The sequence below is a fragment of the Allgaiera indica genome (genome assembly GCF_900106675.1).
GTDB lineage: Bacteria > Pseudomonadota > Alphaproteobacteria > Rhodobacterales > Rhodobacteraceae > Acidimangrovimonas > Acidimangrovimonas indica.
The window spans coordinates 21,418-33,565 of record NZ_FNOB01000010.1 but is presented as its reverse complement, the minus strand read 5'-3'; the positions used below and the strand labels follow the sequence as shown (position 1 = coordinate 33,565).

The 12,148-nt window shown below is 68.0% G+C and carries 9 protein-coding genes; all 9 read left to right on the top strand.

Annotated elements, in window-relative coordinates:
* The first annotated feature begins 129 nt into the window (after window positions 1–129).
* The 9 genes from BLV97_RS10730 (at window position 130) to glmM (ending at window position 12,053) form a co-directional block, all read left to right on the top strand.
* Window positions 130–978, top strand: coding sequence for a protein-disulfide reductase DsbD domain-containing protein (locus BLV97_RS10730; RefSeq protein WP_244521008.1), 849 nt, complete (start codon window positions 130–132; stop codon window positions 976–978).
* Between the two features lie 204 nt (window positions 979–1,182).
* A complete protein-coding gene (locus BLV97_RS10725) occupies window positions 1,183–2,115 on the top strand; it encodes a glycine--tRNA ligase subunit alpha (protein WP_035846194.1) in 933 nt (310 codons plus the stop codon).
* Window positions 2,112–2,642 (top strand): DUF6446 family protein, encoded by a 531-nt coding sequence (locus BLV97_RS10720; RefSeq protein ID WP_035846196.1) that lies wholly within the window; start codon window positions 2,112–2,114, stop codon window positions 2,640–2,642. The genes BLV97_RS10725 and BLV97_RS10720 overlap by 4 nt, the downstream gene beginning before the upstream one ends.
* On the top strand, window positions 2,642–4,963 hold the full coding sequence (gene glyS, locus BLV97_RS10715) for a glycine--tRNA ligase subunit beta (RefSeq protein WP_035846198.1): 2,322 nt from the start codon (window positions 2,642–2,644) through the stop codon (window positions 4,961–4,963). The genes BLV97_RS10720 and glyS overlap by 1 nt, the downstream gene beginning before the upstream one ends.
* Window positions 4,964–5,102: 139 nt before the next feature.
* Window positions 5,103–7,646 (top strand): putative PEP-binding protein, encoded by a 2,544-nt coding sequence (locus BLV97_RS10710; RefSeq protein ID WP_035846200.1) that lies wholly within the window; start codon window positions 5,103–5,105, stop codon window positions 7,644–7,646.
* A gap of 225 nt (window positions 7,647–7,871) precedes the next feature.
* The gene (locus BLV97_RS10705; RefSeq protein ID WP_035846202.1) at window positions 7,872–8,573 is read left to right on the top strand and encodes a cell wall hydrolase; all 702 of its coding nucleotides are present in this window, start codon (window positions 7,872–7,874) and stop codon (window positions 8,571–8,573) included.
* 98 nt (window positions 8,574–8,671) lie between these two features.
* On the top strand, window positions 8,672–9,577 hold the full coding sequence (locus BLV97_RS10700) for a dihydroneopterin aldolase (RefSeq protein WP_035846205.1): 906 nt from the start codon (window positions 8,672–8,674) through the stop codon (window positions 9,575–9,577).
* 115 nt (window positions 9,578–9,692) lie between these two features.
* On the top strand, window positions 9,693–10,706 hold the full coding sequence (gene folP / locus BLV97_RS10695; protein ID WP_035846207.1) for a dihydropteroate synthase: 1,014 nt from the start codon (window positions 9,693–9,695) through the stop codon (window positions 10,704–10,706).
* Window positions 10,707–12,053: a phosphoglucosamine mutase gene (gene glmM, locus BLV97_RS10690; RefSeq protein WP_035846209.1), complete on the top strand. Its 1,347-nt coding sequence runs from the start codon at window positions 10,707–10,709 to the stop codon at window positions 12,051–12,053.
* The last annotated feature ends 95 nt before the right edge of the window (window positions 12,054–12,148 follow it).

Sequence of the window (12,148 nt, the reverse complement as noted above, 5' to 3'; positions counted from 1 at the left end):
CTCCGTCATTGCTTAAGGATGGGGTGCGCCGCGTGTCAGTGCAAGATGGCGCGGCGCAAGGAACCCTCAGGGGCGGCGTTTCGCCGAAAAGTGATTCCCCCGCGGTCGCCGCTGCCCTATCCTGAAGCAGTGACTCGTTTTGCCGCCCGATCCATCCTGAGCCCTGTCGCCGCGGCGGTTGTCGCCGCGGCATGGCTGTGCGGGCCAGGCCTTGCGCTTGCGGCGCGGGCCTCGGGCATCGTCGATCCGGCCCAGGCAGTGAGCGCGCGGGTATTGCCGGGCTGGCGCATGGCCGATGGCCACCGCATGGCCGCGCTGGAACTAAGCCTGGCGCCCGGCTGGCACACCTATTGGCGCGCGCCGGGCGAGGCGGGGATCCCGCCCTCTCTTGACTGGAGCGCCAGCACCAACCTCAAGGCGGTGACGATCCACTGGCCGGTGCCGCAGGTGTTCGACATCGGGGGGGTGCGTTCGATCGGCTATGTCGGCCGCGTCGTGCTGCCGCTGGAGTTGACGCCGAAGACGGCAGGCGCGCCGATCGCGCTGCGCGCCGGGGTCGATCTGGGCGTCTGCGACGAGATCTGCCTGCCCGTCGCCCTGTCCGTCTCGGCCGATCTAGGCGGTCCGGGTGGCAAGGATGCCGCGATCGCTCAGGCGCTGGCGCGGCGGCCCGAAACCGCGGCCGAGGCGGGCCTGACCCGGGCTACCTGCAGCGTCGAGCCGATCGCGGACGGTCTTCGGGTGACAGCGCGGCTGATGCTGCCGCCGCTGCCGGGGCGCGAGGTGACGGTGATGGAACTGCCCGATCCCACGACCTGGGTTTCCGGCGCGAAGACAACGCGGCGAGGCAACATGCTGACCGCGGTGGCCGAGGTGGTCCCCGTCAGGGCGCCCTTCACGCTGGACCGCAAGACGCTGACGATCACCGTGCTGGGCCGGGGCCGCGCGGTCGAGTTGCACGGCTGCGGCGCGGGCTGAGGGCGCGGCGGCGGGGGCGCTGCCCCGTCGCCATTGTCGCTCGGACCAATGGCGCTCGAATGGCGACCCCCCGGAGTATTTCCGCCAAGATGAAGAGCCGGGGATCTGGACCGAGACTTTGTCGAAAGGGGGCGAGACCAGGCCGATTGACCCTTCCGTCGCTTCTGCCTATTGAGGGCACGCTTTATCCAGGGCGGGCGATCCATGGCAGAGACAACCATCCCACCGCGCAGCTTTCAGGAAATCCTGATGCGGCTTCAGTCCTATTGGGGCGCGCAGGGCTGCGCCGTGCTGCAACCCTATGACATGGAAGTGGGGGCGGGCACCTTCCACCCCGCCACCACGTTGCGTGCGCTGGGCCCCCGGCCCTGGGCGGCGGCCTATATCCAGCCCTCGCGCCGCCCGACCGACGGGCGCTATGGCGAGAATCCCAACCGGATGCAGCATTACTATCAGTATCAGGTGTTGATCAAACCCTCGCCGCCCGACCTTCAGGCGCTGTACCTCGGATCGCTGCGCGCCATCGGGATCGACATGGATCTGCACGACATCCGCTTTGTCGAGGATGATTGGGAAAGCCCGACGCTGGGCGCCTGGGGCCTGGGCTGGGAGGTCTGGTGCGACGGCATGGAGGTCAGCCAGTTCACCTATTTCCAGCAGGTCGGCGGCCATGATTGTCGCCCGGTCTCGGGAGAGCTGACCTACGGGCTGGAGCGGCTGGCGATGTATGTGCTGGGCATCGATCATGTGATGGAGATGCCCTTCAACGACCCCGACAGCCCGATCCCGCTGAGCTATGGTGACATCTTCCGCCAGACCGAACAGGAATATAGCCGCTGGAATTTCGACCAGGCCGACACCGCGATGCTGCTGAAGCATTTCGAGGATGCCGAGGCCGAATGCGAACGCATCCTGGCCGCCCCCGAAACGGATGCCGCGGGGCGTCGGATCGTGATGGCGCATCCTGCCTATGACCAGTGCATCAAGGCCAGCCACCTGTTCAACCTGCTCGATGCGCGCGGGGTGATCTCGGTCACCGAACGTCAGGCCTATATCGGCCGGGTCCGGGCGCTGGCCAAGAAATGCGCCGATGCCTTCGTCACCACCGAAGCCGGTGGCGCCGAGGTGGCGGCATGAGCGGAAAGGCCGTCGTCCTGATCATCCTTGCGATCTGCGTGATTGCCGGGGGCGGGCTCTACTACAGCCTGCAATATGCCTATTACACCACGGTCGCGCGCAATACGCCGGCGGCCGATGTGGTGCTGACCCAGGCCCAGGGCGGGGCGGTGACCGAGGTGCCGATCAAGGATTTCACCGGCATCGACGCCAATTCCTCGCCGCTGCGCTACCGCGCCTGTTTCAAGATGGAAAGCCCGTTGGACACGCTGGTGAAAGCGTTCCAGACATACCCCGATCCGACGCCGCTGACCGCGCCCAGGCATTTCGCCTGTTTCGATGCCAAGAAGGTCGACCAGATGCTGAAGCAGCACAAGGCCGTGGCCTTCCTGGGCCGCGCCAATATCCACTACGGCGTCGATCGTGTCGTGGCCGTCAGTCAGGATGGCAACGGCTACGCGTGGAACCAGTTGAACCGCTGCGGAAGGGCCGTGTTCGACGGCCAGCCCGTGCCCCAGGGCTGCCCCACGCCGCCGGAGGAAAAGTGATGCCCGACCTGCTGATCGAACTCTTCTCCGAGGAAATCCCCGCGCGGATGCAGCCCCGCGCGCGCGCCGACCTGCAGCGCCTGGTCACCGATGGGCTGGTCGAGGCGGGCCTGACCTATGCCTCGGCCGGGGCCTTTTCCACCCCGCGCCGCCTGGTGCTGGCGGTCGAGGGGCTGTCGGCCGAAAGCCCCACCATCCGCGAGGAACGCAAGGGCCCGAAGGCCGACGCGCCCGAAAAGGCGATCGAGGGCTTTTTGCGCGCGACCGGCCTGAGCCGCGACCAGCTGGAGGTGCGCGAGGACAAGAAGGGCGCCGTGCTTTTCGCCACCATCACCCGCCCCGGCCGCCCCGCGCCCGAGATCGTGGCCGAGGTGCTGGAAGCGGTGATCCGCAATTTCCCCTGGCCCAAGTCGATGCGCTGGGGCGCGGGCAGCCTGCGCTGGGTGCGTCCGCTGCATTCGATCCTGTGCCTGCTGACCACCGAGGCCGGCGCCGAAGTCGTGCCGCTGGAGATCGACGGCATCAGGGCCGGCGCCACCACCCGCGGCCACCGCTTCATGGCCCCGGACGAGATCACCGTGACGGGCTTTGACGATTACGCCGCCAAGCTGCGCGCCGCCAAGGTCATGCTCGATCCGGCCGAGCGGGCCGACCACATCTGGAACGACGCCACCAACCGCGCCTTCGCCCAGGGGTTGGAACTGGTCGAGGACCGCGGCCTGCTGGAAGAGATCGCGGGCCTTGTCGAATGGCCGGTGGTGCTGATGGGCGCGATCGGCGCCGATTTCCTGACGCTGCCGCCCGAGGTGCTGCAAACCTCGATGAAGGAGCATCAGAAGTTCTTCTCGGTGAAGAACCCCAAAACCGGACGGATCGAGAAATTCGTCACCGTCGCCAACCGCGAGACGGCGGACGAGGGCGCGACGATCCTGGCGGGCAACCTCAAGGTGCTGTCGGCGCGGCTGTCGGATGCGCGCTTCTTTTGGGATAACGACCTGCGCGCGGTGAAGGCCGAAGGGCTGGAGGGCATGGCCGCGGGCCTGTCCAATGTGACCTTCCACAACAAGCTCGGCTCGCAGGCCGACCGCATCGCCCGGATCGAGGCGCTTGCGCGCGAGATCGCCCCGCTGGTTGGCGCCGATCCCGATCTGGCGGCGCAGGCGGCGAGGGTGGCCAAGGCCGACCTGCGCTCTGAAATGGTCGGCGAATTCCCCGAGCTTCAGGGCACGATGGGCGGCTATTACGCCCGCGCTCAGGGTCTGCCCGACGCGGTGGCGAACGCCTGCAAGGCGCATTACCAGCCGCTGGGGCCCTCGGACGACGTGCCGGGGGATCCGGTCTCGGTCGCCGTCGCGCTGGCCGACAAGCTGGATACGCTCACCGGTTTCTGGTCGATCGACGAGAAGCCCACCGGATCGAAGGATCCCTTCGCCCTGCGCCGCGCCGCGCTGGGGATTATTCGGACAATTTTGGTAAATGGACTAAGCCTTGGTCTTAGCGAGGTTGCTTTCGCATCACGGACGGTAGCAATCGATCAAGCTATCAGAGCGGAAGGAGAGTTTCTCAAAGCCAGATTGCTCTCGCGGCGAGAGGATTCGATGAATCTCATGAGGCTGCTCGAAGTTCTGGAAGAAAACGAAGATGGCATTGTGAGGAAGTGGTCCAAGGTAATTAGGGAGTTCGCGGCGAGCACAGCCGAGTCAATCTTTCCGACACCTGAGATGATTGAGCGCGCCGTTGTCTCTATGGCTAACCATCGCAAAGCAGCCGAGTTGAGAAGTTGGCAGGAAGTGCTTCCAAACCTCCTCTCCTTCTTCCACGAGCGCCTCAAGGTCCACCTGCGCGACGCGGGCATCCGCCACGACGTGATCGATGCCTGTCTTGCCATGCAAGGCTCCGACGACCTCACCTTGCTGGTCAAACGCGCCGAAGCCCTGTCCGCGACGCTGGCGACTGAGGACGGCGCCAACCTGATCCAGGGCTTCAAGCGCGCCAACAACATCCTCACTCAGGCCGAGGAAAAGGACGGCGTCGAATACAGCTTCGGCGCAGACCCGAAATTTGCCGAAGGTCCCGAGGAAACCGCGCTTTTCACCGCGCTGGACCAGGCCGAGGCCGCCATCGCCCCGGCGATGCAGGCCGAGGATTTCCCCGCCGCCATGGCCGCGATGGCCGCGCTGCGGGCCCCGATCGATGCATTCTTCGAGGCGGTGCAGATCAACAGCGACAACCAGATCCTGCGCCGCAATCGCCTGAACCTGCTCAGCCGCATCCGCAGTACCTGCCTTCAGGTCGCGGACCTTGGCCGGATCGAGGGCTAAGCCCTTTCATCTTGGTGCAAATACTCTCGGGGGGTGAGGCCGCAGGCCGAGGGGGGCAGACAGCCCCCCGCCGCGCGCGCTGAAGCTTGCGTGAAAACCGAAGGCGTATATCCTGCCTTCGCACAAGCGAGGTGCTGCAATGCAGAAACCTATGGATTTCAGAGATTTCGTCGAAATCTCTCCGACCGCGCGAATTACGCGCGACACCCATGGGTGGCGGGCGAAATGCCTGCAGCGCCTCGTTCGGCTTGAAATGCCGGTGCCCAAGACCGTGGCGCTGTCGTTCCAGGCGGTGCGGGCGATCGCCGCGGGGCAGCCCGTCGAGGCCGCCGCGATCCTCGCGTGCTTCGGGCCGGCGCCGCTGGTCTCGGTGCGGCCCTCGGCGCAGGAAACCGAATGGGGTGGCCCGTCGACCGTGCTCAACATCGGCATGAATGCCCAGCGCCATGCCGAACTGGCCACCACCCATGGGCAAGAGGCCGCGACCACGCTCTATCTGCGCTTCGTGCAGGCCTATGCGATCCATGTCGCCCGGCTCGACCCCGATCCCTTCATGGTCGGCACGGTCGACGAGGCCGCGCTGGACGCGGTCCTCGCCGCCTATGAGGCCGAGATGGAAGAACCCTTCCCTCAGGACCCGCTGCGCCAGCTGGCCGAGGTGCTGCGCTCTATGGCGCGCGCCTGGGAAGGCACCACCGCGCGCCTGCTGCGGCAGGCCAAGGGCGCCCCGGCCGAGGCCGGTCTTGGCCTTGTGGTGCAGGGCATGGCGCTGGGCATCGGGCGCGGCGTGTCGGGCGCGGGGGTGATCCAGTTCATCGACCCGGTCACCGGCCAGCCGCAGGTCACCGGCCGCTATCTGGGCCAAAGCCAGGGCCGCGACGCGCTGGCCGATCCGGATGCCGCGCTCTACCTCACCCGGGATCCGCGCGGCCCCTCGCTGGAAGAGGTGGCGCCCGAAATCTTTGCCGATCTGATCCGCTTCGGCCAGGCCAGCCGCACCCGCCTGCGCGAGGAGATGCAGATCGAATTCACCGTCGAGGCGGGGCAGCTGTTCGTCATCGACGCGGTGAAGGTCGCGCGCTCGTCCCGGGCCGGCGTGCGCATCGCGGTGGCGCTGGCCGAAGACGGCATCATCGCCCCCGAAGAGGCCGTGCTGCGGGTCGAGCCCCGGGCGCTGTCAGAGCTTTTGCATCCGCAGGTCGACGCGCGCGCGCCGCGCGACCGGATCGCGCGCGGCATCGCCGCCAGCCCGGGTGCCGCGCAGGGCAAGCTGGTGTTCTCTTCCGCCGCGGCCCAGGCCAGCGCCGCGCGCGGCGAGCCCTGCATCCTGGTGCGCCGCGAAACCGCGCCCGAGGACGTGCGCGGAATGCATGCCGCCGCCGGCGTGCTGACCGAGCGCGGCGGCATCACCAGCCATGCCGCGGTGATCGCGCGCGGGCTGGGCCTGCCCTGTGTGGTGGGCGCCTCGGGGATCCTGGTCAACCCTCGTGACCGCGTCCTGCGCACCCCCGACGGCCGCCGCTTTGGCGAGGGCGACGTGATCACCATCGACGGCACGAGGGGAGAGGCCCTTGCCGGCGCGGCCGAAATGCTGAAACCGGCGCTCGACCAGGCTTTTCGCACGCTGCTGGGCTGGGCCGACGCGGTCCGCGACATCGGCGTGCGCGCCAATGCCGACACCCCCGCGGACGCGGCCACCGCGCGCGGCTTCGATGCCGAAGGCATCGGCCTGTGCCGGACCGAACACATGTTCTTCGAAGAAGGCCGCCTGACGGTGATGCGCGAGATGATCTTCGCCGACACGCGCGAGGATCGCGCGGCCGCGCTCGACCGGCTGTTGCCGATGCAGCGCGACGATTTCGTGCGGCTGTTCGAGATCATGGCGGGCCTGCCCGTCTGCATCCGCCTGTTCGACCCGCCCTTGCACGAATTCCTGCCCCATGACCGCGACGGGATGCTGGAGCTGGCCGAGGCGCTGGACAAGCCCCTGTCAGAGGTGATCCGCCGCGTCGAGGCGCTGCGCGAAACCAACCCGATGCTGGGCATGCGCGGGGTGCGGCTGGGCGTCACCATCCCCGAGATCTACGAGATGCAGGCCCGCGCCATCTTCGAGGCCGCGATCGAGGTCGGCCGCCGCGGTGCCGCCGTGGTGCCGGAGATCATGATCCCGCTGGTGTCGGCCAAGCGCGAGGTCGAACTGGTCAAGACCCGCGTCGATGCGGTCGCGGCGGCGGTGCGCACGCATCAGGGCGCGGCCTTCGATTACCGGCTGGGGGTGATGGTCGAAACCCCGCGCGCCGCGCTCCGGGCCGGCGAGATCGCCCAGCATTGCCATTTTCTGTCCTTCGGCACCAACGATCTGACGCAGATGACCTATGGCCTGTCGCGCGACGACGCGGGGCGCTTCATGAATGCCTATGTCCAGCTGGGCGTCTTCCCCGAGGATCCCTTCCATATCCTCGATGCCGAGGGCGTCGGAGAGCTGCTGCTGATCGGCGCCGAACGGGGCCGCGCGGCAGTGCCGAATCTCTTGCTGTCACTCTGCGGCGAGCATGGCGGAAATCCCGAATCCATCGCCTTCTGCCGGCAGGCCGGCTTCGACTATGTCTCTTGCTCTCCGTTTCGCGTGCCGGTGGCCCGCCTGGCCGCGGCGCATCTGGCCTTGGCCGATCGGCCGTCATGAAAACGTCATGATTTACAATATATTGGCGGGGTGGCGATGGGGCTTCGGCCGACAATCGCCGATCGGGCATCGGCACCGGCCACTTTCGATTTCAGCGGCTCTTGGCTGATTCGACGTGACAATATTGTCACGCGACTGGACCTTTGGGGACGTATCGGCTAAATGAGCCGCGGATGTTGCCTGGGGGCACATTTCAAACAGTAGCGGAACCGGAGACGGAAATCCATGCGCGTGCTTCACGTTTGGGCACAGGGCGCCGTTGTGGTGCTTGCCCTGGGCGGGATGGCTCATGCCGATGTTTCGGTGAGTCAATCCAAACATCCTGATGCTTCTGTCGATAGCCGGCTGACGCGTCTTCTGGGTGTCGAGCGGACGGCGTTCACCTCGATCACGCCGAACAAGCTGGAACAGATCATCACGCCGCCGACCACGGTGGTGCGCAAGCAAGATGCCTACCCCGAGCCGAAGAAGCTTGAATATCGCGCGTCCTGGCTGTCGGAATTGCCCGATGCCGAGGGCGGCAAGCAGTGGCAATGCCTGGCCAAGGCCGTTTATTTCGAAGCCCGGGGCGAGCCGATCAAGGGACAGTTCGGCGTGGCCGAAGTGGTGCTGAACCGGGTCGATTCCTCGGGCTTCCCGGATACGGTCTGTGGCGTGGTGAACCAGGGTGCGCACCGGCGCAATGCCTGCCAGTTCTCCTTCGCCTGCGATGGCGCGGCCGAAACCATCCACAACGAGGCGGCCTACGAGCGCGCGGGCAAGATCGCGCGGCTGCTGCTGGACGGGGCGCCGCGCAAGGTGACCGACGGGGCCACCTATTTCCACACCCGCTGGGTACATCCGTCCTGGTCGCATCACTTCAAGCACACCACGACCGTCGGCGCGCACCTGTTCTACCGCGTGCCCGCCCGCGTGGCGGCGAAATAGCGCTGATGTCGCAGCCGGGCGCCGCCTTGCCGCCTTCCGGCGGGGGCGGGTTCGGCGCTTGACGATAGGGTCGGGCGGCGAAGCAGATCGGATACCCAATGCCCCAAGAGACGCGCCTTGCCTTCGCGCACCCCGAGGAACGCGCGGCGGCCACGGCCTCCAGCGACCCGCGCGACCGCATCAGCCTGCGCGACCATCTGGTCGAGGCCGATATCGGCGCCTTCCAGCATGAACGCGGCGTGCCACAGCGGCTGCGCTTCGACGTGGTGGTCGAGGTCCGCCCCGCGGCAGGGCCGCTGGACGACGATGTCGATCGCATCCTGTCCTACGAGAAGATCATCGAGGCGATCGACGCGGTCCTGGCGGCCGAGCGTTTCAATCTGCTCGAGACCCTGGCCGAGCGCGTCGCCGAGCGCCTGCTGCAAGAGCCGCGGGCGATGCGGGTCTTCGTCCGTATCGCCAAGCTCGACCGAGGGCCTTTCGAACTGGGGGTCGAGATCGTGCGCTCGCGCGCGGCGATGCCGCTGGGTGCGGTCGATGGCGCGGGCGCGATCCATCCCGATGTGGTGTTTCTGGACAATGACACGATTACGGCGCCGGATCTTCCGGCGCGGCTGGACGCGCTGCAACAAGGCGGCGCTCCGCTCATCTTGTGCGTGGGCCTGCCTGATGGTGGCCGCCCGGTTTCCGCCGTGGCGCCCGCCCGGCGGCGGATCGACCTTCTGGCAATCGAGCAGAACGCCTGGGTTCTGGCCGGCCGCGACCGGCGCTGCGTGGTGGTTTCCAGCCGGACCGAGATCGATTCCGCCCTGCACCGGGGCCAGGTGATCGTCTGGGCGCCGTCGAAGATGGTGCTGGATGCGGTCGACGGCCCGGGCGGCGCCGATCCGCTGCGCCTGGCCCTTTGGCTGGCCGAGGAATTCGCGGCGGCGCGGCTGATCGTTCACGGCGATGTTTCATTGCCGGCAGGAAGCCGCGTGAGGGTAGAGCGCGCGCCGGCCTGAGGGGTTGCCTTGGCTTCGGGCGCGGCCTAATCCCGTCCGCAATGGCCGGATGTCTGCCCGCGGCAGAGGCCTCCGGCGGGGACACTTGAGCCAGAAAGAAAGCCTGCGCGAAGCCATGAGCTATTTCCGACCGATTGCGATGCTGGATCCGGCGCGGCCCAGGGGCGCGCGGACCCTGGCGGGCGGCTGGTGCTGGTTCGACCGGGTCGAGGTGATCGAACGGGGCGGGGCACGGCAGGTGATCGCGGCGTCGGATCTGCCGGAGGAGGTGGCCGCGCGGCTGAGCGCGCCGCGCGCGCCGCTGGCGGGGCTGGCGATGGACCGGCCGCGGGTGATGGGTATCCTGAACGTCACGCCCGACAGCTTTTCCGACGGCGGCCGCTATGAGGCGCCAGAGGCCGGACTGGCCCATGCAAGCGCGATGCGCGCCGCAGGGGCCGAGATCCTCGATATCGGCGGCGAAAGTACCCGCCCCGGCGCGGCCGAGGTGCCGGTGGACGCGGAAGCCGCCCGCACCGCCCCGGTGATCGCGGCGCTGCGCGCGCGCGGCGACAGCGGCGCGATCTCGATCGACACGCGCAAGGCGAGCGTGGCCCAGGCGGCGCTGGCGGCCGGGGCGGATCTGGTGAACGATGTCTCGGCGATGGTGTTCGATCCGGACATGGCGCGGGTCGTGGCGGGTTCGGGCGCGGTGCTGTGCCTGATGCATGCGCAGGGCGACCCCCAGACGATGCAACGTGATCCGCGTTATGACGACGTGCTGCTGGACGTCTACGATCACCTGGAAGCGCGGATCGCGGCGGCCGAGGCCGCGGGCATTCCGCGCGACCGGATCTGTGTCGATCCCGGCATCGGCTTCGGCAAGACGGCAGAGCACAATCTGGTGTTGCTGCGCCATCTGTCGCTGTTCCATGCCTTGGGCTGCGCGCTGCTTCTGGGGGTGTCGCGCAAGCGTTTCATCGGCACGCTCGGCGGTGCGCCCGCGGCTGGCGATCGGATGCCCGGCTCGGTTGCCGTGGCGCTGGCCGGGGTGGCCCAGGGGGTGCAGATCCTGCGGGTGCATGACGTGCCCGAAACGGTGCAGGCGCTGGCGTTGTGGCAGGCGGTGACATGCGGGGGAGGGGCTTAGATGGCGCGCAAGATATTTGGAACCGACGGGGTGCGGGGGCAGGCCAACCGCTACCCGATGACCGCCGAGATGGCGTTGCGCCTGGGCGCCGCGGCGGGGCGCTATTTTCGCCGCGACAAGGCCGGGGTGCACCGCGTGGTGATCGGCAAGGACACCAGGTTGTCCGGTTACATGTTGGAAAACGCGTTGACCGCCGGGTTCACCTCGACCGGCATGAACGTGCTGCTGCTGGGGCCGGTTCCGACGCCCGCCGTGGGGTTCCTCACGCGGTCGATGCGGGCCGACGTGGGGGTGATGATCTCGGCCAGCCACAACCCGCATCAGGACAACGGGATCAAGTTCTTCGGCCCCGACGGGTTCAAGCTGTCGGATGAGGCCGAGGCCGAGATCGAGGCGATTTTGGAGGGCGAGATCGAACCGGCCCAGCCGCAGAATATCGGCCGCGCGCGACGCATCGACGACGCCCGCGGGCGCTATCAGGAATATGCCAAGACCACCTTCCCGGGCGGGCTGCGGCTGGACGGGCTGAAGGTGGTGCTGGATTGCGCCAACGGCGCGGCCTACCGCGCCGCGCCAGAGGTGCTGTGGGAACTGGGCGCCGAGGTGGTGCCGGTGGGTGTCTCGCCCGATGGCTTCAACATCAACGAGCGCTGCGGCTCCACCCATACCCAGACCGCGGCCGAGGCGGTGGTGGCCCATGGCGCCGACGTGGGGATCTGCCTGGATGGCGATGCCGACCGGGTGATGATCCTGGACGAGACCGGCCGGGTTGCCGATGGCGATCAGCTGATGGCGCTTCTGGCCGCGCGCTGGGCCGATGAGGGGCGGTTGAACGGCGGCACGCTGGTGGCGACGGTCATGTCGAACCTGGGGCTGGAGCGGTTCCTGACCGGCCGCGGCCTGCGGCTGGAACGCACTGCGGTGGGCGACCGCTATGTCGTCGAGGCGATGCGGCGCGGGGGCTGGAACCTGGGCGGCGAGCAGTCGGGCCATATCGTGATGACCGATTACGCGACCACCGGCGACGGGCTGATCGCGGGACTGCAGTTCCTGGCCGAGATGGCGCGGTCGGGTCGGCGCGCGTCGGGGTTGGTGAACAGCTTCGAGACGGTGCCGCAGCTTTTGAAGAACGTCCGCTATGCCGCGGGGGCCGCGCCGTTGGAGGCGCCGCCGGTGCGCTCGGCGATCGCGGCGGGCGAGGCGCGATTGGGCGATCGCGGGCGGTTGCTGATCCGCAAGTCGGGGACGGAACCGCTGATCCGGGTGATGGCGGAATGCGAGGACGAGGCGCTGTTGGGCCGCGTTGTCGATGAGATCGTGGCGGCGGTGGAATTCGCGGCAGGTTAGACTTGCCCGGGCCGGTGCCAGGATTTGCCAGGGCCGGGATTCGCGTATTTGGGGAACAATGAAAGGGGCGGCCGGATGCGGGGCCGCCCCTTGGC

Excerpts from the sequence above, each read along its gene's own strand:
- BLV97_RS10725 (WP_035846194.1), top strand. The coding sequence starts at position 1,183 with ATGGCAGAGACAACCATCCCACCGCGCAGCTTTCAGGAAATCCTGATG.
- BLV97_RS10720 (WP_035846196.1), top strand. The coding sequence starts at position 2,112 with ATGAGCGGAAAGGCCGTCGTCCTGATCATCCTTGCGATCTGCGTGATT.
- glyS (WP_035846198.1), top strand. The coding sequence starts at position 2,642 with ATGCCCGACCTGCTGATCGAACTCTTCTCCGAGGAAATCCCCGCGCGG.
- BLV97_RS10710 (WP_035846200.1), top strand. The coding sequence starts at position 5,103 with ATGCAGAAACCTATGGATTTCAGAGATTTCGTCGAAATCTCTCCGACC.
- BLV97_RS10705 (WP_035846202.1), top strand. The coding sequence starts at position 7,872 with ATGCGCGTGCTTCACGTTTGGGCACAGGGCGCCGTTGTGGTGCTTGCC.
- BLV97_RS10700 (WP_035846205.1), top strand. The coding sequence starts at position 8,672 with ATGCCCCAAGAGACGCGCCTTGCCTTCGCGCACCCCGAGGAACGCGCG.
- folP (WP_035846207.1), top strand. The coding sequence starts at position 9,693 with ATGAGCTATTTCCGACCGATTGCGATGCTGGATCCGGCGCGGCCCAGG.
- glmM (WP_035846209.1), top strand. The coding sequence starts at position 10,707 with ATGGCGCGCAAGATATTTGGAACCGACGGGGTGCGGGGGCAGGCCAAC.